Annotated in this window: 24 protein-coding genes and 1 other RNA gene; 18 read left to right on the forward strand and 7 right to left on the reverse strand. The window is 48.5% G+C overall.

What is annotated here, in order from left to right; translation table 11 throughout:
• The first annotated feature begins 5 nt into the window (after positions 1-5).
• Positions 6-1,262 carry a UDP-N-acetylglucosamine 1-carboxyvinyltransferase gene (murA, locus tag BFR57_RS05685; RefSeq protein WP_071463056.1) on the forward strand — a complete coding sequence of 419 codons (1,257 nt, stop codon included), beginning with the start codon at positions 6-8 and terminating at the stop codon, positions 1,260-1,262.
• On the opposite strand, the gene BFR57_RS05690 is transcribed toward murA, so the two are convergent.
• The 3 genes from BFR57_RS05690 to BFR57_RS05700 all read right to left on the reverse strand — a co-directional run bounded on the left by BFR57_RS05690 (position 1,256) and on the right by BFR57_RS05700 (position 4,313).
• Positions 1,256-2,326, reverse strand: coding sequence for a trypsin-like peptidase domain-containing protein (locus BFR57_RS05690; protein ID WP_071463057.1), 1,071 nt, complete (start codon positions 2,324-2,326; stop codon positions 1,256-1,258). The two genes, murA and BFR57_RS05690, sit on opposite strands and share 7 nt — an antisense overlap.
• A gap of 87 nt (positions 2,327-2,413) precedes the next feature.
• A complete protein-coding gene (locus tag BFR57_RS05695; RefSeq protein WP_071463058.1) occupies positions 2,414-3,775 on the reverse strand; it encodes a DegQ family serine endoprotease in 1,362 nt (453 codons plus the stop codon).
• Between the two features lie 97 nt (positions 3,776-3,872).
• Positions 3,873-4,313, reverse strand: a complete 441-nt coding sequence (locus tag BFR57_RS05700) for a YhcB family protein (protein WP_071463059.1) — start codon at positions 4,311-4,313, stop codon at positions 3,873-3,875.
• A gap of 95 nt (positions 4,314-4,408) precedes the next feature.
• Between BFR57_RS05700 and zapE the strand changes: the two genes are divergently transcribed.
• The 8 genes from zapE (at position 4,409) to BFR57_RS05740 (ending at position 10,605) form a co-directional block, all read left to right on the forward strand.
• Positions 4,409-5,518: a cell division protein ZapE gene (zapE, locus tag BFR57_RS05705; RefSeq protein ID WP_071463060.1), complete on the forward strand. Its 1,110-nt coding sequence runs from the start codon at positions 4,409-4,411 to the stop codon at positions 5,516-5,518.
• A gap of 221 nt (positions 5,519-5,739) precedes the next feature.
• Positions 5,740-6,168 (forward strand): 50S ribosomal protein L13, encoded by a 429-nt coding sequence (gene rplM / locus BFR57_RS05710; protein ID WP_071463061.1) that lies wholly within the window; start codon positions 5,740-5,742, stop codon positions 6,166-6,168.
• 15 nt (positions 6,169-6,183) lie between these two features.
• Positions 6,184-6,576, forward strand: coding sequence for a 30S ribosomal protein S9 (gene rpsI / locus BFR57_RS05715; protein ID WP_071463062.1), 393 nt, complete (start codon positions 6,184-6,186; stop codon positions 6,574-6,576).
• A gap of 253 nt (positions 6,577-6,829) precedes the next feature.
• Positions 6,830-7,420 (forward strand): ubiquinol-cytochrome c reductase iron-sulfur subunit, encoded by a 591-nt coding sequence (gene petA / locus BFR57_RS05720; RefSeq protein WP_006956791.1) that lies wholly within the window; start codon positions 6,830-6,832, stop codon positions 7,418-7,420.
• Positions 7,420-8,685: a cytochrome bc complex cytochrome b subunit gene (locus BFR57_RS05725; protein ID WP_071463063.1), complete on the forward strand. Its 1,266-nt coding sequence runs from the start codon at positions 7,420-7,422 to the stop codon at positions 8,683-8,685. The genes petA and BFR57_RS05725 overlap by 1 nt, the downstream gene beginning before the upstream one ends.
• Positions 8,685-9,419, forward strand: a complete 735-nt coding sequence (locus BFR57_RS05730; protein WP_071463064.1) for a cytochrome c1 — start codon at positions 8,685-8,687, stop codon at positions 9,417-9,419. The genes BFR57_RS05725 and BFR57_RS05730 overlap by 1 nt, the downstream gene beginning before the upstream one ends.
• A gap of 70 nt (positions 9,420-9,489) precedes the next feature.
• Positions 9,490-10,113 carry a stringent starvation protein SspA gene (sspA, locus tag BFR57_RS05735; protein ID WP_071463065.1) on the forward strand — a complete coding sequence of 208 codons (624 nt, stop codon included), beginning with the start codon at positions 9,490-9,492 and terminating at the stop codon, positions 10,111-10,113.
• 42 nt (positions 10,114-10,155) lie between these two features.
• Positions 10,156-10,605, forward strand: coding sequence for a ClpXP protease specificity-enhancing factor (locus tag BFR57_RS05740; protein ID WP_071463854.1), 450 nt, complete (start codon positions 10,156-10,158; stop codon positions 10,603-10,605).
• 21 nt (positions 10,606-10,626) lie between these two features.
• On the opposite strand, the gene dolP is transcribed toward BFR57_RS05740, so the two are convergent.
• Genes dolP through BFR57_RS05760 form a run of 4 tightly spaced genes read right to left on the reverse strand, consistent with a single transcriptional unit; the run spans position 10,627 to position 13,960 of the window.
• Entirely contained in the window at positions 10,627-11,211 is a 585-nt protein-coding gene (dolP, locus tag BFR57_RS05745) for a division/outer membrane stress-associated lipid-binding lipoprotein (protein ID WP_071463066.1), read from the reverse strand.
• A gap of 1 nt (position 11,212) precedes the next feature.
• The gene (locus tag BFR57_RS05750; RefSeq protein ID WP_071463067.1) at positions 11,213-11,761 is read right to left on the reverse strand and encodes an SIS domain-containing protein; all 549 of its coding nucleotides are present in this window, start codon (positions 11,759-11,761) and stop codon (positions 11,213-11,215) included.
• A gap of 1 nt (position 11,762) precedes the next feature.
• Positions 11,763-12,113, reverse strand: coding sequence for a YraN family protein (locus tag BFR57_RS05755; RefSeq protein WP_071463068.1), 351 nt, complete (start codon positions 12,111-12,113; stop codon positions 11,763-11,765).
• Positions 12,113-13,960, reverse strand: a complete 1,848-nt coding sequence (locus BFR57_RS05760; protein WP_071463069.1) for a penicillin-binding protein activator — start codon at positions 13,958-13,960, stop codon at positions 12,113-12,115. The genes BFR57_RS05755 and BFR57_RS05760 overlap by 1 nt, the downstream gene beginning before the upstream one ends.
• A gap of 85 nt (positions 13,961-14,045) precedes the next feature.
• Between BFR57_RS05760 and rsmI the strand changes: the two genes are divergently transcribed.
• The 9 genes from rsmI to mraY all read left to right on the forward strand — a co-directional run bounded on the left by rsmI (position 14,046) and on the right by mraY (position 22,979).
• Positions 14,046-14,921, forward strand: coding sequence for a 16S rRNA (cytidine(1402)-2'-O)-methyltransferase (rsmI, locus tag BFR57_RS05765; RefSeq protein ID WP_071463070.1), 876 nt, complete (start codon positions 14,046-14,048; stop codon positions 14,919-14,921).
• Between the two features lie 45 nt (positions 14,922-14,966).
• Positions 14,967-15,322, forward strand: an RNA gene (gene rnpB / locus BFR57_RS05770) — RNase P RNA component class A.
• 259 nt (positions 15,323-15,581) lie between these two features.
• Positions 15,582-16,040, forward strand: coding sequence for a division/cell wall cluster transcriptional repressor MraZ (mraZ, locus tag BFR57_RS05775; protein WP_071463071.1), 459 nt, complete (start codon positions 15,582-15,584; stop codon positions 16,038-16,040).
• On the forward strand, positions 16,040-16,987 hold the full coding sequence (gene rsmH / locus BFR57_RS05780) for a 16S rRNA (cytosine(1402)-N(4))-methyltransferase RsmH (protein WP_071463072.1): 948 nt from the start codon (positions 16,040-16,042) through the stop codon (positions 16,985-16,987). Before mraZ ends, rsmH begins: the two co-directional genes overlap by 1 nt.
• Positions 16,980-17,297 (forward strand): cell division protein FtsL, encoded by a 318-nt coding sequence (ftsL, locus tag BFR57_RS05785; protein ID WP_071463073.1) that lies wholly within the window; start codon positions 16,980-16,982, stop codon positions 17,295-17,297. Before rsmH ends, ftsL begins: the two co-directional genes overlap by 8 nt.
• Complete coding sequence (locus tag BFR57_RS05790) at positions 17,288-19,054, forward strand: penicillin-binding protein 2 (RefSeq protein WP_071463074.1); 1,767 nt, start codon at positions 17,288-17,290, stop codon at positions 19,052-19,054. The genes ftsL and BFR57_RS05790 overlap by 10 nt, the downstream gene beginning before the upstream one ends.
• Positions 19,041-20,498 (forward strand): UDP-N-acetylmuramoyl-L-alanyl-D-glutamate--2,6-diaminopimelate ligase, encoded by a 1,458-nt coding sequence (murE, locus tag BFR57_RS05795; protein WP_071463075.1) that lies wholly within the window; start codon positions 19,041-19,043, stop codon positions 20,496-20,498. The genes BFR57_RS05790 and murE overlap by 14 nt, the downstream gene beginning before the upstream one ends.
• On the forward strand, positions 20,491-21,903 hold the full coding sequence (murF, locus tag BFR57_RS05800; RefSeq protein ID WP_071463076.1) for a UDP-N-acetylmuramoyl-tripeptide--D-alanyl-D-alanine ligase: 1,413 nt from the start codon (positions 20,491-20,493) through the stop codon (positions 21,901-21,903). Before murE ends, murF begins: the two co-directional genes overlap by 8 nt.
• Entirely contained in the window at positions 21,897-22,979 is a 1,083-nt protein-coding gene (mraY, locus tag BFR57_RS05805; protein WP_071463077.1) for a phospho-N-acetylmuramoyl-pentapeptide-transferase, read from the forward strand. The genes murF and mraY overlap by 7 nt, the downstream gene beginning before the upstream one ends.
• Positions 22,980-22,985 lie beyond the last annotated feature (6 nt).

Below are 22,985 nucleotides of genomic sequence, written 5' to 3' on the forward strand. Positions count from 1 at the left end.
GCATCATGGATAAATTTCTAATCAAGGGCGGCCGCCCGCTTAACGGTGAAGTCACCATCTCGGGCGCTAAAAATGCGGCGTTACCGATTCTACTTGCAACCGTGCTCGGCAGCGAACCCATTACTATTGCTAATGTACCCTTGCTGCAAGACGTTAAAACGTCATTAAAACTGCTCTCAAAGCTCGGCTTAGGCCACTCCGAATTGGTTGATGGAAAGGTCGTGATTGAACCCGCACAAATGTCGCAGCATGTTGCTCCGTATGAGTTAGTCAAAACCATGCGTGCCTCGATTCTCGTGTTGGGTCCGTTGTTGGCGAAAGTCGGTAAAGCCGAGGTCTCATTGCCGGGCGGCTGCGCCATTGGCGCGCGTCCTGTCAATCTTCACATCGAAGGTTTGCGACAAATGGGCGCACAAATTGTGGTCGAAAATGGCTACATTAAAGCATCCGTTGATGGACGCTTAAAAGGCGCTGATATCTTAATGGATACTGTAAGTGTGACGGGAACTGAAAACCTCATGATGGCTGCTGCATTGGCAGAAGGCACAACGCGTATTGAAAATGCCGCGCGCGAACCTGAGATTATCGACCTTGCTCATTTCTTGAATCATCTAGGTGCTAAAGTGACCGGTGAAGGCACGGATACGCTCACCATAGAAGGTGTCGAGCGTTTAGGTGGTGGCCAGTATTCAGTGATGCCTGATCGTATTGAAACCGGCACTTTTTTGGTCGCAGGACTCGCCACGGGTGGTGATGTGACGTGCCGTAATACGGATCCTAGCGCTTTAGATGCCGTACTTAAAAAGCTCTCAGAGGCGGGGGGCTTAGTGGAGAAAGGCAGTGATTGGATCCGAATCCGTAGCCAAGGTCGTCCAAAACCGGTGACTATCATTACTGCACCGCATCCGGCTTTCCCAACCGATATGCAGGCACAATTTTGTGCGCTCAATGCTATTGCTTCGGGTAGTGGCTGGGTGCGCGAAACGATTTTCGAAAACCGTTTTATGCATATTCCAGAACTGCGTCGTATGGGGGCTCACGTAGAGCTTGAAGGCAACACCGCCATTTGCAATGGTGTTGAAACGCTGACGGGTGCTGAAGTCATGTGCACCGATTTGCGCGCATCGGCGTCGTTGGTTATTGCGGGATTAGTAGCTAAGGGTGAAACCCTTGTTGAACGCATTTATCATATTGATCGAGGCTATGAAGGAATCGAGCTTAAGTTGCAAGGCTTAGGTGCCGACATTCAACGCATTCATTGAAGCTGACGCGCGGATCCAACCGTTAAGGTTGTGGTTCGCGTTTCATCGCCTCGCATGTACTCAATTTCGAGCTGTGTACCTGGACGACTCTTAACTACTCGCTCCATTCCTTCGGTAGCTGAATAGATCGGGGCGCCACCAATTTGCGTGATTAGGTCATTGACCTGTAAACCGGCACGGTCAGCCGGGCTATTAGGCTCTACCAACGTCACCAAAATGCCGTTTGCAGCGTTTTGTAGATTAAAGTTTGGATTAACCTGAATCCCAATATACCCTCGTACCACGCGGCCCTCAGCGATCAGTGTTTGCATAATTTCGTTAACCGTATTGTAAGGCGTCGCAAAATAAATTCCCTCGACCGTATCGCCAAAGGCTGAATTAAAACGCGCATTGTTAATACCTATCAACTCGCCTTTACTGTTAATGAGTGCACCGCCTGATGCGCCTTGATTAATTACCGCATCCATTTGAATCAAGTCAGAATAGGCTGAACCTGTAATCCCCACCCGGCCGCCTGTGGCGCTAATGATGCCTTGGGTAATGGTTTGTCCAATATTGTAAGGATTGCCAATCGCAAAGACGATATCACCGACTTTAATAGGTCGTTCACCCATCGTCGGGATCACCGGTAGGTTATCGGCTTCAACCTTCAGCACTGCCAAATCGGTATAGGTATCGTTACCGATCAGTTGCGCTTCGTAGCGACGACCATCTTGCAGAGCCACTTGAATTTCATCGTAATTTTCAACGACATGATTAGCGGTGATGATATAGCCGCGTTCACTCATGATGACGCCAGAGCCTAAGCGCCACAAACGTGAGTTGGCTTGGGAAGAATAACGTGAGCGCTCACTTTCGCCTAAACTGTATATATTAACGACCGCGGGTGCGGCGCGGCTTATCGCCTGATTAAAGCTAGCTACTTCATCGCTTTTGCTTAAATTAAACTGACTTGGACCACCGCTTTGCAGATAGGGTTGGATGAGAAAAATGATGGCAGCAACAACCAAGCCTAAACCTACCGATTGATAAAGGAATCGAACGAGTGACTTGATGGTGCTCATAAACTAAACGGTCCGCTAATTAAAAAAGTGACTTCAGCTTACCACTGAAGTCACTTTGATGTAAGTTCTTGAAACTAAAACGCGTGACTAAGAGGCAGGGTTGCGCAGCATCAAGTAACGTACGCTATTTCCGCGTTGAATGCTGAGTGCTACGACATCGCCTGCGTTATCGATCGCTTCGCGTAAATCGCCCAAAGTACCGATAGGCTGACGGTTCGCGCCCTTAATGACGTCGTCCTTTTCAAGCCCAATTCGCGCAGCGGGAGAGCCGGGCTCAACTTCAGTGATACGGATACCATCCTGCGAACCATCCGCTTCAAGCGTTGCACCCGCTAGTGCCGGGTGGATAGATTGAGCTGACGTTTCGGTATCTTGCGCATCAAGCGTAACCTTCACGTCTTGGCGTTCACCGTCACGGATCAACTCCAGGTCAACTTCGGTTCCCGAACCTAAGGTGCTGATTAAAGCCCCCAACTCTTGGAAACTCGCGATATCATCGCCATTGACGGCAACGATGACATCACCGGACTGAATGCCCGCTTGATCGGCTGCACTGTCCGGTACAACCTCGGCGACAAAGGCCCCCTCTGACACACTAATATCGAGCGCATCAGCAATATCCGAGTTGAGATCGTTACCCCGCACACCGAGCACACCGCGGCGAACTTCACCGAACTCGATTAATTGTTGTACAAGGTTACGCATCATATCAGACGGAATGGCAAAACCGATGCCAATATTACCGCCGTTCGGACCAAGAATAGCCGTATTGATACCGATCAATTTGCCATCCAGTGTCACCAGTGCGCCACCGCTGTTACCACTATTGATGGCCGCGTCGGTCTGGATAAAGTTTTCTAGCTCCTCAATACCGAGGTTGGCTCGACTGAGCGCGCTGACAATACCCGATGTAACCGTTTGTCCGAGGCCAAAGGGATTACCAATAGCAACCACGAAGTCACCAACACGTAAATCTGATGATTTCCCTATCTCGATGTCAGTCAGGTTCTCGGCGTCTTCAATCTGAAGTAAAGCGATGTCGCTTTGTTCATCACGACCGACGAGTTTAGCATCGTACTCACGACCATTCTTCAGCGTCACAACGATTTCTGAAGCATCGTCGATAACGTGGTTATTAGTAACTACGTAGCCCTTTTCAGCATCAATAATGACGCCCGAACCTAATCCACGGAATGGACGTTCTTGAACACGTTCACTCGGCGCATTAGGCCCAAAGAAAAAGCGCAATGCATCGGGAACCCGCTGTCGTACTTCGCGTTTTCCTTTCACCGCAATATTAACAACTGCTGGCGTGACTTCTTCAAGCATCGGTGCCAAGGTTGGTTTTTCATCGTCGGCACCAAAGAAAGGTATACCTGCTTGTGCAGGCTGAGAAAAGCCGCCAACGGTTAAAGCGGCTAAAGTGAGACCTACAATTAATTTATTCATCGTGTTACGAACTCCTAGTAGTAACTTTACAACCGTGTGCAGCCAATATGACCGCTATGCTACTAAATGAGTTCAAAACAAAAATGTTTCAAGATATTTAATCGCGTTTTGCCGACTCGGTTTCAGTAAATAATCCGCTACGCTGATCGGTATAATCTTTAGGCACTTGTTCGGTTTCTTCGGCACCGTGCGTCGAACGATAATCTTTATTCATGCTACTCGCGACCCGTAACTGTCGCATGGTATCTTCTGAAAAGAACGGTAAGTCGCTTTGTGCGTCGTTCTTTTGCAATAAATCAGCACTGTGGGCAAGATAGTTTTTGAGTTTATCTTGTGTTTCCTCGAGTTGCTCAACCAGTGCATTGGCCGTAGCAAAATGCTCGGCTACTTCGCGTTGATAGTCTGCCAATTGCTTTTGACTCTTCTCTACTTGCTCTTCGAGATCGCCGCCACTACGTAAGCCAAACCAGTAGCGCGCTACAAAAAAACCAATAACCGCGCCCACTGCGACCAATAAAATGCCAATTAACCAATCCATGCCGAACTCCTAGGCTGACCCTACTCATTGCTGATTCAGGGCATCGTGATAAAATAGATGCCCTATAGGATAATAGTAACTGAGGTGAAGTGGTAGTGTCGAACCCGTGCTTTACGCCAATTGAGCGTTATAAAAATGATTTAGAACGCGAGGACTTCAGCTATGACGAAGCGCAAGAGCACGCGGTCAAGCAGTTACAGCGCCTCTACGATGATTTACTTAAGTGGCAAGAAAATAAACAACGTTCTGTCTTAAAGCGTTTGTTTAGCAAGCCTCCGACGCCACCGAAAGGTTTATATTTTTGGGGCGGCGTAGGCCGGGGTAAAACGTATCTGGTGGATACCTTTTATGAAACCCTGCCTATCAAAAACAAGTGGCGTCTGCATTTTCACCGATTCATGCAGCGTGTACATAGTGAACTTAAACAGTTACAGCAGAAATCGGATCCCTTGATTACGGTAGCCGATCGCATTGCGGCTGAAACGGATGTGATTTGTTTTGATGAGTTTTTTGTACAAGATATTACTGACGCGATGTTACTCGGTAAATTGTTTGAGTACTTGTTTGAACGCCAAGTAGTGCTCGTTGCAACATCCAACATCGTACCCGACGACCTGTATAAAAACGGGTTACAGCGCGCACGATTTATTCCGGCAATAAAATTAATTAAGCAGCACTGTGCTGTGGTTAATGTTGATAGCGGTATCGACTATCGCTTACGCACGTTGACGCAAGCAAAGCTATTTCATGTGCCCAATGATGACCAAGCTGACCAATTATTGGTCGAATCGTTTCATAACTTAGCGCCAGAAAAAGGGTGCGCGTTTGAATCTCACTCTGTCGAGATTGAAGGTCGGGCGATTCAGGTCAGGGGGGAGTGTGACGATGTGGTTTTCTTCGATTTTGCCGATATCTGTAAAACAGCACGCAGTCAGACGGACTACATGGAGATTGCTCAACTCTATCATGCCGTGATTATCTCAAATGTTGAACAAATGGGACGCCATAATGATGATGTTGCGCGTCGCTTTATTGCGTTGGTTGACGAATTTTATGAGCGCCGAGTTAAATTGATTTTATCCGCACAACAGCCCATTGACTCATTGTATAGCGAGGGGCAATTAAGTTTTGAGTTTCGTCGATGCGTGAGTCGTTTGCAGGAAATGCAAAGTGAAGAATATTTAGCACTGGCGCACCGCGCATAAATGGCGCTCGAAACCTATAAGAAATTTCAAAAAATGCGTGATCTTTGAGCGCATTTTTCCTATAATCCGCGCAGCCCACGTTACAGTCCATGGCGTTAACATCTCGTTAGCCCATGGTTGCAGCAAATAAACTAATGATTTTTATCATTTTTTTATTGTTGTGATTCGCGGGGAAGCCCGGAATTACTGTCCGTGAACATTTAAAATTAGGTTTTTTCAAAATGAAAACATTTGTAGCAAAGCCAGAAACGGTAAAACGCGACTGGTATGTAATTGACGCAGAAGGTAAAACGTTAGGTCGTTTGGCTACTGAAGTAGCACGCCGTTTGCGTGGTAAGCATAAGCCTGAGTATACGCCTCACGTTGATACAGGTGACTACATCGTCATCGTAAACGCTGAGAAAGTTGCTGTAACTGGTAACAAAGCTCAGGACAAAATGTACTACTCGCACACTGGATTCCCGGGTGGTATCAAATCAATCAGCTTTGAAAAACTGATTGCTAAGAAACCTGAAATGGTAATTCAGAAAGCGGTAAAAGGTATGTTGCCTCGTGGACCTCTAGGCCGTGCCATGTTCCGTAAACTGAAAGTGTACGCAGGTGCTGAGCACAACCACGTTGCTCAACAACCTAAACAACTGGATCTATAACGGAGCAAGCATACTATGGCAGATAATCAATACTACGGTACAGGTCGCCGCAAAAACTCAACTGCTCGCGTATTCTTGCGTCCGGGCAGCGGCAACATCCAAATCAACCAACGTGCGTTGGAAGATTACTTTGGTCGTAAAACTGCACAAATGGTTGTTCGTCAACCGCTTGAAGCAGTAGAAATGACTGAGAAATTCGACCTTTACATCACCGTGAGCGGTGGTGGTACAACGGGTCAAGCGGGCGCAATCCGTCACGGTATTACCCGTGCACTGATGCAATATGACGAAGGCCTACGCTCTACCTTGCGTAAAGAAGGCTACGTTACGCGTGACGCTCGTCAAGTTGAACGTAAGAAAGTGGGCTTACACAAAGCACGTAAGCGTCCACAGTTCTCAAAACGTTAATTTTACGTTTTTACGAAAAGCCCAGCATTCGCTGGGCTTTTTTATTTTTACTTGCCAGTGAGCCTCTGTTTACGAATGTAAACGCCTGTTATGAGAGCAACGCGCGCCATACACCGCGAATCACTTGTAAAACATGTGGGTTTTCTTTATCATTTCTGAGCATTTTTTGTAATCCGTATAGGCGGATAACGCAGCAGCTAATTCCCGACTTCGCGGCCATGGATCGCGGAGCGTCCAACTGGAGAGTAAATGGATGAGCAATGCGCCTGTAGATAAAGGCCGCCGTCGTTTTTTGACGGTCGCGACCGGAGTCGTTGGTGGTGCCGGAGCGGTGGGTGTCGCCGTTCCTTTTATCGCATCATGGAATCCGAGCGCGAGGGCAAAGAACGCCGGGGCACCGGTCGAAGTTAACATCGCGAAAGCAGAACCGGGTCAAATGATTCGTGTTAAATGGCGAGGTAAGCCCGTCTGGGTTGTTCGCCGTTCAACTGAGATGCTCGATGGTCTTAAGACTCATGAAGATCGTCTGCGCGACCCTAATTCTGAAGAGCCACAACAACCTTCATATGCAGCGAACGAATATCGTTCAATTAAAAAAGAATTTTTCGTTGCTGTAGGTATCTGTACCCACCTAGGTTGTTCTCCGAGCTACTTACCTAAAGAAATGGAAGAGCACGTAGAAGGTGTTGAGTCAGGATTCTTCTGTCCGTGTCACGGTTCGACCTATGATATCGCTGGACGTGTTTTCCAGGGTGTTCCGGCACCATTAAACTTGGTTGTGCCGCCACATTATTACGTTGACGACAACACGATCTTGGTCGGCGAAGATAAGGGGCAAGCATAATGGCTAATAAATTCGTTGAGTGGATCGATGCACGTATTCCAATGACCAAAACTTGGAATATCCACCTTGCACAGTATCCTGCTCCGAAAAACTTTAACTTCTGGTACCTATTCGGCGTTCTAGCGATGTTGGTATTGGTCAACCAAATCCTAACGGGCGTTTGGTTAACCATGAACTACGTGCCGAGTGCTGAGGGTGCGTTCGCATCAGTCGAATACATCATGCGTGATGTCGAATACGGCTGGCTGCTCCGATACATGCATTCGACCGGAGCGTCCGCGTTTTTCATCGTAGTTTATCTGCACATGTTCCGCGGCATGCTTTACGGCTCCTACCAAAAACCACGTGAATTACTGTGGTTGTTCGGTATGTTTATCTTCCTAGTACTAATGGCTGAAGCCTTCATGGGCTACTTGCTACCTTGGGGTCAGATGTCGTACTGGGGTGCTCAGGTAATCATCTCCTTGTTTGGTGCGATTCCAGTCATCGGTGATGATTTAACACTGTGGATCCGCGGTGACTACGTGATTTCGGGCGCAACCCTGAACCGTTTCTTCGCGCTTCATGTTATCGCGTTGCCGTTAGTGCTTGTAATCCTCGTGTTCTTGCACATCATCGCATTGCACGAAGTGGGCTCTAATAACCCAGACGGTGTGCCGATTAAAAAGCCGAAAGGCTCAGTGCCTGATGAAGAAAAACCGAAATTCAAGTTCCACGAGCGTTTCACTAAGAAATACGACATTGTGGATGCGATTCCGTTCTACCCGTACTACATCGTTAAAGATTTAGTCGGTATCGGTATTTTCTTATTCTTGTTCTGTTATGTGATCTTCTTTATGCCTGAGATGGGCGGCTTCTTCCTTGAGCCACCGAACTTTGAGCCGGCAAACCCACTGAAGACACCAGAACACATTGCACCGGTTTGGTATTTCACACCGTTCTACGCTATTTTGCGGGCGGTTCCTGACAAGCTATTCGGCGTAATTCTGATGTTCGCATCGATTGTGCTATTGGCATTGTTGCCTTGGCTAGACCGTGGTCGCGTACGTTCGATTCGCTATCGCTCGGTGCTGCATAAGTTAAACTTGGCGGTATTCTCGGTCAGCTTCTTAGTACTGGGCTACTTGGGCACGCAACCGGCTACGCCAACAGCAACAGTGTTTGCACAGATATTTACGTTCTTATACTTCGCCTTCTTCGTATTGCTGTTCTTCTACAGTAAGCGTGAGAAGACCAAGCCGGTACCAGAAAGGGTGACGTCATAATGAAAAAATTACTAATCGCTCTTGCTACACTTATCCCGTCGCTCGTATTTGCGGCGGGACCAACTGTGCCGCTTGACGAGGCAAAAGTTGATTTGCATGACAAAGCGTCGTTGCAGCGTGGTGCACAGTTGTTCATGAACTACTGCTTAGGCTGTCACTCACTCGAGTACGCGCGTTACAACCGCATGTTCGAAGACTTGGGTATTCCTGAGGAAGTTGGTCAGAAAAATTTGCAGTTTACAGGTGACAAAGCCGGTGATCTCATCACCAATAACATGTCTCCTGAAAAAGCCGGTGCATGGTTTGGTAATCCACCACCTGACTTAACCAACGTAGCGCGTGTGCGCGGTCCTGACTGGATTTACACGTACTTACGTTCGTTCTATCGCGATGATAGTCGTCCGTTTGGTGTCAATAACTCGGTCTTTCCGAATGTGGGCATGCCACATGTACTGCAAGAGTTACAAGGCTTGCCAGAAAAAACCTATGAAGAGCGCCGCATTGATGGCGAAATGCAAAAGGTTTATGTCGGACTGAAAACCGATGGCAAAGGCCGTTTAACTGAAAGTGAATATGATCAAGCGATGCTCGACCTGACTTCGTTCTTGGTCTATATGGGTGAACCAATGAAACTTGAACAACGCCGTATGGGTTGGTTCGTATTTGGTTTCTTATTGGTGTTCACCATTTTAGCTTGGTTGCTGAAGAAAGAGTTCTGGAAAGATCTTAAGTAAGCAGTATTCGAGCTCAGTAGAAAAGGGTGGCTTGCCACCCTTTTGCTGTTGAAATTATCTGGAGAAATACATGGCGGTTGCAGCAAATAAGCGTTCAGTGATGACGTTATATTCCAGCAAGAACGATCTGAAGAGCCACCAAGTTCGCTTGGTACTAGCAGAGAAAGGTGTCGGGGTAGAAATTAGTTTTGTCAGTGGCGATGAGCGCCCTGAAGATTTAATGCAGTTAAATCCTTATCCTGATGCGACACCCACTTTGGTGGATCGTGAGCTTGTTCTTTATAACGCTCACATCATTATGGAATATCTCGATGAGCGTTTTCCGCATCCGCCATTGATGCCTGTTTACCCCGTAGCACGCGGTACAAGCCGCTTAATGATGCACCGCATCGAACGTGATTGGTACACTTTAGCGGATAAGATTATGGCAGGAGATAACCAAGCACGCCAAGAACTGCGTGAAGGGATTTTATCTTTAGCACCGATCTTTGCTGATACCCCTTACTTCATGAGTGAAGAGTTCAGTTTAGTCGATTGTTATTTAGCACCGCTATTATGGCGCCTACCAAGCTACGGTATTGAACTGACAGGGCAAGGCGCAAAAGATGTAAAAGCTTACATGGTCCGAGTTTTTGAACGCAAGACGTTTCAAGAATCACTGACCGATGTTGAGCGAGAAATCGCGCGTCTGTAATTCTTTTAACCTTCGATTGGAGCGGTTATGGAATTAAGTGATATGACAGCAAAGCGTCCCTACCTAATGAGGGCGCTTTACGACTGGATCGTCGACAACCAACTGACGCCTCATTTGGTGGTTGATGCGACTATCGTTGGCACCAAAGTACCGCAGCAGTTTGTTCAAGATGGACAAATCGTGTTGAATATTTCACCGACTGCAGTGGTCGGTCTGCAACTCATGGATACGGAAGTACGCTTCAATGCACGTTTTGGTGGTCAACCAATGGAAGTTGTCGTGCCAATGACCGCTGCATTAGCGATATATGCTCGTGAAAACGGCGCAGGGGCAATGTTTGAAGCCGAACCTCAGTTGGATAAAATGCCACAAGCTGAAGAGTCTGAGGAGACACCTTCGGTGTCCTTGGATACAGTGGAAGGCAATAAATCTGAGCAACCTTCGAGTAAGAGTTCGAGCAAGAAGAAGCCGAATTTAAAAGTTATCAAATAGCTATTGTCAGTAGTAGAGCGCCTAACGCGCTCTACTAAATGCTTTCACCACTTTTTGCACACCATCAATATTCCGCGCAATTTCAACCGCTCTGTCAGCTGCAGAATCATTAACGATACCGAGTAAGAATACTTCACCATTCTCGGTAACTACTTTTACGTCGGTCGCGTCTACTTGATCGTCGGCAATGAGTTTCATGCGGACACGGCTTGATATCCATGTATCACTCGCCTGAGTGGCTATGCCTGCTTTGCTTGCCAAACGGATCTGATTGAAAATACGCTCAATACCATTGGTATCCGAAATCACTTCCTCTGCACGAGCCCGTTGTGCATCGGTGTCGACTTGGCCCACCAGCAGTACCTGCTTACCGTAGCTCACCACTCGGATGCGATAATCTTCCAATTGCTTATCATTACCTAGTTTGGCGTTCGCTTTCATCTCTATTGCTTGGTCATCCAGTTGCGTACCTAACGTGCGCGGGTCTGTTGCGGATGATACACCGACCGCGGCCGCGCCGACGGCTACAGCTGCACACCCTTGTAGCAACGGGACTGAAAGCCCGGCAATGAGTAACCAACGAATAGTATGTGTATGACGACTCATATCAATCGTGCTCCTGAGGGAAAATTGTATTCTCAACCAATTCACTTATACATTGACTGATTAACAGTTGTTGCTCGAGTACGCGGGATTCGTTTAATGACGGAATCTGCAACTCTAAATCATTGGCACCGAGTAATCCTGAAACCATATCATTCTGTTGACCCGTAATCGCTACCATAATCATGTTGCGACTGAGCGCAGTTTCCATGGTTTCGATAAGCGCTGAGTCATCACTCTCACGTGTCGCAAACACTAATAGCAAGTCGCCCGCTTGAGCAAGAGAGGCAACCTGCGCTTGGGCATACTGATTTAGTGCGATGACGGGAAACGCGGGGCGTTCAATCTTATAGCCGATATTCATCACACGTGCGAAGTGTTCAGCCAGCATATGGCTGGCACCGCTGCCACAAACGAACAAACGTTGTCCGGCGAGCAAACTGTTGACCAACAGATCGACACAATCTTCAATATGTTCTGAAAGGCTTTCAATTGCAGAAATCTGCGTTTGAATACTTTCAGTAAATAGCGCCTTAATACGTTCTTCGTTCATACTAAAAAGCGTCCTTGTACCATTCAATCGTAACCTGGCTATCGTTTATTGTAATAATATCAAAGCGCACCTTTGCGAGGTACTCATTTACTTGTTGTTCGACTAAAAAGTACTGCGCCGCGCGTCTGATGCGTTGACACTGACGCGTCGTAATTTGCTCTAAAATTGAGGCAAACTCGCTATTTTTGCGTCGCTTAACTTCGACAAATATCCAGGTGTCGTGCTCGCGACAAATGATATCGATTTCACCGCAGGGTACACGGTAATTGTGTTGCACAATCGTGAGTCCATGGTTGCGCAAGAACCGACTCGCTTGCGACTCACCTTCAATTCCACGTTTTCTGGTAGACATTAGGGCTTGATAACGTTGACCTCTGATGGCGTTAATTTAGCCCAACTCATCTGCCGATGAATATTATTTAAGTGTATGGAAAGTCGGCCTGTCATGCCACTGATAGATTTTCCTCGCATCCAACGTAACGAGTCGATTTGCTCCAATACCGTGAGACTATCGTGTCCCATAGCCACTAACCGTGCATCGTTTAAATCCGCATTCGTGTGCAGCTGCAACCACGTATTGATGGCAAATGGCTGCTGGTTTGGCAGTAAAATAGGCGCTTCGGTGAATACAATACCCCGTAAGTCGTTGTCTCCTTTTTGATTGGTCACACGGTGAATCGCCGAACTGGCAAACACATCGGCCGGCGGCGCAAAAGGCGACAGGTTCACGTCAATAAAGGGCTTAAGCAGTCGGGCTTGCTCTAGGTTACCTGCAATGTATATTGCATCGACGTCGCTACGACTGCGCTCTTGCGCATCAACGATAATCTTACCCGCCGCAATTTTTACATTTCTAATACGGTCCGCGCTCGCTGCGACGCCTAACGCATGTTCAACGGCGGATTGCATTTCTTCGGTGCTACTATACCAACTACTTTCAACCGTCCGTTCACTATTTGTCGGCCAACTGCGTTTATAGGCATTGACCATTTTAGTCCCGGCACCGCTTTTGGCCGCAAAAATGATACTACTTAGTTTCGCTGTTCCCGCGATGTAGTCAGCTGCTTGTGCCGCTTCTGTTTCACTATCTAATGCAAAGGTCACATGACCACTCGGTATGATGACATCATCGGATAACTCAGGTTGGTTTAAGTAAACTTGTGTAACGCCGAGCATCGGTTGTTGAACCCAAGCATTGACATGTTTTTTCAATAGCGGCCCGATGACGAATTGCTGATCTTGTTCAAGTAGACGGGCTTGCAGTGTGGCTAAGTCTTCTGCTTCAGTATCATAAAAGCGCACGTGCACATCAGCGAGTTGCGCCGCTGAAGCGATAATACCATCGCGCACGGCTTCGCCTTGTAGTCGATAACTTCCCGACAATGGCAGCAGTACTGAAACTTCTTTAATAACCTGAAAGTCGTTATGAGTTATGAAACGCTCAACGATTGAACGGGCGTAGTGTTGATTGTAGGCGGTTAGCCATTGCTCCAACGCCTGTTTTAGATTATCGGCGGATTGCGCCCGGTGAGTGGACTCAATAAGCCGCCACCAACCCGCCAAGCTCGTGCGGTTAGGGCGTTGCGAAGGTAGTTGCTCGCTGCTCACTTGGCGCGCGACCGACCACAGCGTATCGAGGCTCATATCATTATCGGTTTGATAAGCCTCATCTAAGTAACTCAAGGCTTGCCAATAGTGTTTTTGCTGCTGATAAGCGTCGGCGACTAACAGCAGGGAGGTACGTTTTAATTGGCGATCGGTGAATTGATTCATAGTCGGTGCAAGCTGTTCAATCACTCGTTGCCACTCACCACTATGATGATGCCAGCGCGCCAACGACAGCGCGTACAACCGCTTATCTGACGGTCGCATTGTCGTTGGATCAAGCTGCGACAGGATAGCTGCGCTGCGTTGATAATCGCCTTGATTCTGAAAAGCGAAAGAGGCCTCGACTAACGCCATTTGCTGGCTCGCTGCGTTGCCTTCATTACGCGCTCTTTCGACCCACTGCTCGGCGGTCAACGTATCGCCTTTATTTGCAGGTGTAACAACATTTTCATCGACCGGTGAGGTGCTTGGTTGAGTATTGCGCTGAGGTGATTGCGCACAGCTGATAAGCAAGGCGGTCCCCAAACAAATGATACTCAGTTTAGCGTAGGTCGCTAATGATAAACCTTTAGATTGAATCAATACGTTCACACTCACCGCCTAGCAAAATTATCACGTGTTTAAAGTTAAATGATACTATAAGTCGCTACTCGAATTACAACACAACGGAATCACCATGTCACAGCAACAAAGTGAAAAGTCATCGCAAAGCTTAGGAACGCTATACATTGTGCCAACCCCAATCGGTAACTTGGCGGATATGACGGAGCGAGCGGTGACTACTTTACAGCAGGTTGATCTTATTGCTGCGGAAGACACACGTCATAGTAGACCGTTATTACAACAATATAATGTCAGTACGCAGGTGTTGTCAGTGCACGAGCACAACGAGAGTAGTCGAGCGGGACAACTGATTGAAAAGCTGAAGCAGGGCCTAAATATCGCATTGATCAGTGACGCTGGCATGCCGCTCATCAGTGACCCCGGCTATGTGATTGTGCGCGAATGTCGCGCAAAGCAGATACCCGTGGTTGCGTTACCAGGTGCCTGTGCTTTTGTAACGGCACTCGCTGGTTCTGGCCTGGCAACGGATAAATTTATGTTTGAGGGCTTCCTGCCCGCCAAATCTGCGGCGCGTAAAAAGGCGTTTGCAAACCTAGCCGAGCAAACCCGTTCTGTTGTGTTTTATGAAAGTCCACACCGGATTGAATCATGCCTTGAAGATATCGCCGAGATCTTGCCAACACGTGATGTGGTATTAGCCCGCGAATTATCAAAGCAATATGAAACCTATTTGAGCGGAACCGCGGCTGAATTGCTTGTCCAAATGCATGAAGATAGCAACCAAAAGCGCGGTGAGATGGTGTTGATGATCGGTGGTGTCGAGAAGGAAACCGCGCAGGAAGATCAACCCAACGCTGAGCAGCAACGCGCGGTTACCTTATTAATGCAGCACCTGCCACTGAAAAAAGCAGCCGCGGTGACAGCTGAGCTTTATGGCGGCCGCAAAAATGCACTTTACCAATGGGCGATTGCTCAGTCAGACGACTAAAACATTTGTATAGCGTTGCCTAAATGCGTAGAATCGCCGCCTGAAGAAGCCTGCCAGACAATCGCTGCTTATCGTTTTCGGTAAGGGGAGGAAAGTCCGGGCTCCATAGGGCAGAGTGCCAGGTAACGCCTGGGCAGTGAAAGCTGACGACTAGTGCAACAGAGAGCAAACCGCCGATGGCCGCTCGCGGCTCAGGTAAGGGTGAAAGGGTGCGGTAAGAGCGCACCGCGCGTCTGGTAACAGTACGTGGCACGGTAAACTCCACTCGGAGCAAGGTCAAATAGGGGTTCGTTGGCGCGGCCCGCGTTGAACCCGGGTAGACTGCTTGAGAATACGGGCAACCGTATTACTAGATGAATGATTGTCCACGACAAAACCCGGCTTATCGGCGGGCTTCTTCACGTCCTTTCTTTATTGACCGTCCCGTCATAACGTCTAATTAATTTATAATTATCATTCACTTAACTGATCCCATTATTGTGCTTCTCAAGATCGCTGCTTTTCCTACTAGCACTCAAGCGACTCTTCGATACTAACAAAGCCTTTGTAAAAGCGTGTTTAGGCGCGTGATAAAACTTGACAGTGGGAATCTTATCTACCTAGACTGTAACATTGTGGGGATTTGTGGATAATTGTGGATCGCAACGATCAGGTGACATCATGTTTCGTGGTGCAACAACAATAAACTTGGACAGTAAAGGACGCTTGGCTATACCCGCCAAGTATCGTCATGCGCTGTCGATCGACTGTGACGGTAAGATGGTCTGCACCATTGATATCAAACAGCCGTGCCTGTTGTTGTATCCATTGCCAGAATGGCAAGTCATCGAGAAAAAATTGACACAGTTATCCAGCATGAACCCCACCGAGCGACGCTTGCAGCGGCTTTTACTGGGCCACGCTGATGATTGTGACATGGATAAAAATGGTCGCTTGCTGATTTCCTCGCCGCTGCGTTTGCATGCAGGGTTAGAGAAAAAACTGATGCTAGTTGGGCAACTGAATAAATTTGAAATTTGGTCAGAAGAGGCTTGGCAGCAACAGATTGCAGAGGATCTCAAGGTCGAGCAAGAAGGTGACTTTGAGTTAAATGAACGACTAGAAGATTTTTCACTTTAATGACTGAACAAAACGCACCGCATATTTCAGTTCTCCTCGAGGAGTCCATTCGCGCACTCGTGACGGACCCTGATGGGATCTACATAGACGCCACCTTCGGTCGTGGCGGGCATACGCGTGCGTTACTGAACAAACTATCCCCCAAAGGGCGCGTCATTGCCCTCGACCAAGACCCACAGGCAATAGCGTCAGCCCAAGCGCTGGCAGATGATGAGCGCTTCAGTATTATCCACACTCCCTTTAGCGATCTCGCGCACATCATTGAACAACAGCAGCTTGCTCACCAAGTCACAGGTATTTTATTCGATCTTGGCGTCTCATCCCCACAACTTGATGATGCTGAGCGTGGCTTTAGTTTCATGCGCGACGGACCATTAGATATGCGTATGGATAGCAGTCGTGGCGAAACCGCCGCAGACTGGCTTAGTTATGCCGAAGAAGATGATATTACCTATGTATTGAAAACCTACGGCGAAGAACGTTTTGCGCGCAAAATTGCTCGAGCAATTGTTCATGATCGGGAGCAAAAGCCGTTTACTCGAACTCGCCAGTTGGCTGAGCTGATTGGTCGTTTAGTGCCATCGAAAGAAAAGCATAAGCATCCCGCGACACGCAGCTTTCAAGCGATTCGTATACATGTGAACCGTGAGTTGGAGCAAATCGAGGACGCACTAGAAGCTTCTTTGACTGCGTTAAAAGAGGACGGTCGCTTAGTCGTCATCAGTTTTCATAGTTTGGAAGATCGCATCGTGAAGCGCTTTATGCGTACTCACAGCCAACCCAAACAGGTTCCAGCTGGATTGCCGATTACTGAGGCCGAACTGAATAAAGATCGTCGTTTAGCACTGGAAAGTAAAGCGATTAAACCCAGTGCGGCAGAACTTGAATTGAATCCACGCGCACGTAGCTCGGTGTTACGTATCGCACGGAGGCTAGCACATGGTTAAGACACGCTATCCTTCGTTGCCGGTCATGCTGCTACAAGACTTAACGCGCTTCAAATGGGTGATTGCACTCGCGATCGCGGTGATTGGGTCAGCATTAACCGTGATATACACCGCCCATCAGAATCGCTTGCTGACCAGTGAGCGAGATGAGTTGTTGTCGACACAAGACAGAATCGATCGTGAGTGGCGCCACTTGGTGCTCGAACAAACCGCACTGACTGAACATAGTCGTGTCGAACGGATTGCTCAAGAACAACTCGGCATGATCGATGTTGATGCTAAACACGAGGTGCTAGTGCCATGGCAATAAAGCGCGCACCTAAGAAAAACCAACGTAATGCTAAGAAGCTGAATCCAGCGGGTACGCGCTGGCGCTTTGTCACCGCGTTGGGCGTGCTGTTTTTCGTGTTCAGCATCTTGGTCGCTCGAGCCGCCTATATTCAGGTGATCAATCCAGAGCAGTACTCCTTACAAGGTGACCTGCGTAGTCTGCGTTCCGATAGTTTAGGCGTGCAACGGGGCATGATCGTCGACCGCAATGGGCGCGAGCTCGCGGTGAGTGTTCCGGTAGAAACGGTTTGGGCCGATCCGAAGCGTATTGCAGAAAGCGGCGCGCTCGCTGATCAGCGCCGCTGGCAAGCGCTTGCGGAAACGTTTCGGATGAATCGAGATGAATTAATGGCCAAAGTCGATGACCCCGAACGTCGTTTCGTCTACTTACAGCGTAAAGTATCACCCAGTGAAGCGGACTACGTGCGCCAACTTGGTATTCCGGGCGTTTACCTAAAAACAGAATCGCGTAGGTATTATCCAACCGGTGAAATTAGTGCACATGTCGTGGGTATTACCAATATCGATGGTCAAGGTCAGGAAGGCCTTGAACTATTATATGATGACCACTTAACCGGTACTCCCGGTAAGCGAGTTTATCGCAAGGACGCGCAAGGGCGGGTTATTGAGGAAATTAGCCAAACAGATGCGCAACCACCTAAACAATTAACACTCAGCATTGACCAGCGGATCCAAGCGACTGCCTATACCGAGCTGAAAAAGGCCGTGCGCTACAATCAGGCAACGTCGGGTTCGGCTGTTGTGGTCAATGTCAAAACAGGTGAACTGTTGGCTATGGTCAATAGCCCGTCCTACAACCCTAATAATCGTGCGGACTTACAAAGCTTTAAGATGCGTAACCGGACGATTACCGATGCCTACGAACCCGGTTCTACTGTCAAGCCTTTAGTGGTATTGAGCGCGTTGGAACACGGCACGCATAAAGTCGGCGATATTATTGATACCAACCCAGGTTGGTTGCGTATCGGTGGTCGTCGCGTGAGTGATCACCGTAACCTAGGCAAATTGTCTCTGACGGAGGTACTGGAGCACTCGTCTAACGTGGGTGTTACCACTATGGCGCTTGAGCTGGGTGTTGATAGACTGCTCGAAACCTACTTTGATGCTGGGTTTGGTTCCGATACCGGCGTGTCACTGTTAGGTGAGAGCTATGGACTACTAACGACGCGTCGTCGGTGGTCAGATTTTGAATTGGCAACATTGTCTTATGGTTACGGCTTGTCCGCGACCACACTCCAGCTAGCAAAAGCGTATACGATGATTGCTAACGGCGGGCGCGACATGCCATTAACGGTATTTCGTCGCGAATCTAAACCTGAATCTGAACAAGTATTCAATCCTGATAATACTCGCGCTGTTATGCACATGATGGAACGCGTCGTTTCTGACGGCACAGCCACCGCAGCGCAAGTACCAGGCTATCGTATTGCCGGCAAAACAGGTACCAGCCGCAAAGCCCGTGCCACCGGTGGCTATGGTGACGAATATGTTGCGTTATTTGCCGGAATCGCACCGGCGTCCAATCCTGAAATTGTGGTCGTTGTCACCATTAATGAGCCCGGAACCGACGACTATTACGGCGGTACTGCAGCGGCACCGGTATTCTCGAGCATTGTGTCGCAGACCATGCGACTACTTAATGTTCCACCCGATGACATGACGGCGCAGCCAATGAAAGCCGCAGGTTTTGTAGGAGGTGCAGATGCAACTCCGTGATTTACTCCCGCCATTGCCGATTCCTGTTCCCCGTGTTGAGGTCAGTGGCATTAAATTGGATAGCCGACAAGTCGCCAACGGCGACTTATTTGTCGCTGTGCCTGGGTATGTCACCGATGGTCGCGATTACATTGGCAAGGCCGTCACCGCAGGCGCTCGTGCAATTTTGGCTGAGGGGCCTAGTTTACGAAGTGAAACTACAAATGGCGTGGTATGCCTCTATATGCCGGGTGTTAAAGAGCAGCTATCGGAAATTGCCGGGCGCTTTTTTAATCACCCATCGAAAAAGGCAACAGTGGTAGGTGTTACTGGGACCAATGGCAAAACGTCGGTAACACACCTTGCGGCTCAGTTAGCAGAAAAGCTGGGTTACAGGGCAGCCGTTATTGGTACTACGGGAAGCGGTCTGATTGGGCAACTATTGCCCGAGAAGCATACGACACCGGATGCGGTTACCGTGCAACAGCGTTTGTCGACGTTAGTCGCCGAGGGTGCTGATTTTATCGCCATGGAAGTCTCATCGCATGCATTGGTCCAGCGTCGTGTCGAGGCTTTGCATTTTGAAGCGGCAGTAGCAACGAATATCAGTCGTGATCATTTGGATTACCACGGCAGCATGACCCATTACGTGGATGCTAAACGTCGCTTATTTGAAGACTTTGAACTGAACCATCGCATTATCAATATCGATGACAGCTATTTAGCAGGTTGGCTCGATGGTACAGCAGACGTGCTGTCAATCTCACTGCTAGGCAACGAGCGAGCGCAAATCCAAGTCAGTGAGTTAGCCTTTGCAGAGCATGGCACGACTTTTACGCTCAGTTACCAGGGACGTTCCGCTCAATTTACCACACCGCTGCTGGGTCGCTTCAATGTCTATAACGTGGTCAGCGCGGTCGCAATTATGCTAGCACAACAGCAGTCATTAGCGGCTATCGCCGAGCATTGCCGGGCCTTAGTGCCGGTGCCTGGTCGTATGGAAGCGTTTCAAGCAGGCGACTCTCCTTTAGTTGTCGTCGATTACGCGCATACACCTGATGCGTTGCAGCAAGTTTTGCAAGCTTTGCGTTTACATTGCAAGGGTAAGTTGTGGTGTGTATTTGGTTGTGGGGGCGATCGCGATCGCGGTAAACGACCGCAAATGGGTCAAGTAGCGGCAGAATATGCTGATCGTGTCGTAGTGACCGATGACAATCCGCGTACTGAGGCGCCGCAACAAATTATTGCTGACATCATGGCAGGTATTGCTGATAAACGTAAGGTGCATAGTATGGAAGGTCGTCGCCAAGCGGTACTCGATACTATCGAGCGTGCAGCCAAAGATGACGTGGTATTGCTCGCAGGCAAAGGTCACGAGGACTACCAAGTCATTGGTCGAGAGCGTATTGATTATAACGAGCGTCAGATCGTGCAGGACTGGATAAGCGGGGTGAGCCATGATTGATGTATCTTTAGAATGGGTCGCTAGCGCCGTGCATGGTGAGCTTCACGGTGTCAAGGACAAGCAACGGGTGATCAAACAGGTGAGCACAGATACGCGTGCACCGCTAGAGTCGGCATTGTTTATTGCCCTCAAAGGAGACCAGTTTGATGCGCACGATTTTATTCCACAAGCGCTGGAAAAAGGTGCCGCGGCTATCGTCACCCAACAGCCGCTTGCTGACGATATTCCTCATATCTTAGTTGAGGACACGCGTTATGCGTTAGGCCAATTAGGCGCTGCGGTAAAAGCTGAAGTGGCACCAAAAACCATAGCAATCACTGGAAGTAACGGAAAAACCACGGTTAAAGAGATGCTGGCAGCAATTATTGGACAACACCATAAGGTGCTAGCTACCGCTGGTAATTTTAACAACGATATTGGCGTGCCCTTAACTCTGTTGCGGTTAGAGGCTCAGCACCAATATGCAGTTATTGAACTCGGCGCTAATCACACCGGCGAGATAGCCTATACCACCTCATTAACGCGCCCTGACGTTGCTATTTTAAACAATGTGAGTGCGGCACACGTCGAGGGTTTTGGTTCGGTACAGGGTGTCGCCAAAGCAAAAACTGAAATTTTCCAAGGTTTACCAGACAGTGGGCTTGCTATCACACCGTATGAGAGTGAGTACTTACCCTGTTGGCAGAAAGTCCGTTCTGGCAAGCGTCTGCAAACGTTCGGCTTGAGCGAGCAAGCTGATGTTAGAGCGAGTGAGATCGAGCTGAATAGCTTGGGGCAACCCACATTTAAGTTGAGCATTAATGACCAAAGTTGGACCGTTGCTTTGCAGCTGAGTGGATTACATAACGTGAAGAACGCGCTAGCAGCCAGTGCTGCTGCGCTTGAAATAGGCATGTCCGCTGATGAAATTATCGCTGGGTTGGCAGCATTATCACCTGTTAAAGGGCGACTCACGCCAATTCAATTATCCAACAACTTAACTGTCATCGACGATACTTACAATGCGAGTGTAGCCTCAACCAAGGCGGCACTCGATCTGTTGGGCAGTTATCAAGGCACAACCATCATGGTACTGGGTGATATGGCCGAGCTAGGTGCGGAGGCGCGTGCTTATCACGAAGAAATAGGTGAACACGCGATTCATGCAGGTATCGGTAAGTTCTTTACTTTAGGTGTGTTGAGCCAAAGTGCCAGTGAAGTATTCAATGGACGGGGGGGTAAACACTTCTCATCCATTGATGGACTTGTGAATGAAGTTTTACAAACCATTACACAACAATCGATAAATGATCGCGTCACAGTGTTGGTCAAAGGATCACGCTCGTCGCATATGGAGCGTGTCGTTAACGCGTTACAAGAACACTACAAAAACGCAGAATTACAGGGAGATCAACACGCATGTTAGTTTGGTTGGCTGAGTATCTGACTCAGTTTGAAAGCGGGTTTAACGTTTTTTCTTACCTTACTCTGAGGGCTATTCTCAGCGTACTGAGCGCGCTCATGCTCTCGGTTTGGTTAGGGCCGTGGCTGATACGTCGCCTACAACGTTTACAAATCGGCCAAACAGTGCGCGATGACGGACCAGAAAGTCACCTCAGTAAATCAGGGACGCCGACCATGGGCGGTGTACTGATTTTGGCCGCGATTGTGGCGTCGTCGTTACTGTGGGCCAACCTTGAAAATAAATACGTGCTCGTAACGCTATTTGTCGTTGTTGGTTTCGGTATTATTGGGTTTGTTGATGACTATCGCAAAGTCATCCGCAAAGATCCGAAAGGATTGATCGCCAAGTGGAAGTACTTTTGGCAATCGGTAATTGCCAGTTGTGCCATTGGGTTTCTTTATTGGAGCAGCCAACTGTCGGCCGAGACGGCATTGTTGGTTCCGTTCTTCAAAGAAGTCATGCCTCAACTGGGGCTGCTATATCTATTTTTAGGCTACTTCGTCATTGTCGGCACTAGTAATGCTGTGAATCTTACCGATGGCCTTGATGGTTTGGCCATCATGCCCACGGTTATGGTTGCTGGCGCCTTGGGTGTATTTGCCTACGTGTCAGGTAACGTCAATTTTGCCGAATACCTGCAAATCCCTTATTTACCGTTATCGGGCGAATTACTCGTGGTATGCGCTGCCATCGTTGGCGCTGGACTCGGCTTTTTATGGTTTAACACCTACCCCGCCATGGTATTTATGGGCGATGTCGGCTCATTGGCGCTCGGCGCAACGCTCGGAGTTATCGCCATTTTAGTCAGACAAGAACTGGTACTATTTATAATGGGCGGCGTGTTTGTCATGGAAACCTTATCGGTCATGCTACAGGTCGGTTCATATAAGCTACGTGGCAAACGTGTCTTCCGCATGGCACCTATTCATCACCATTATGAGTTAAAAGGATGGCCTGAGCCACGCGTTATTGTGCGTTTCTGGATTCTCTCTTTGATGTTTGTACTTATTGGTCTAGCAACACTGAAGTTAAGGTAACTAACG

Source organism: Idiomarina sp. MD25a (genome assembly GCF_001870515.1).
Taxonomy (GTDB): Bacteria; Pseudomonadota; Gammaproteobacteria; order Enterobacterales; family Alteromonadaceae; genus Idiomarina.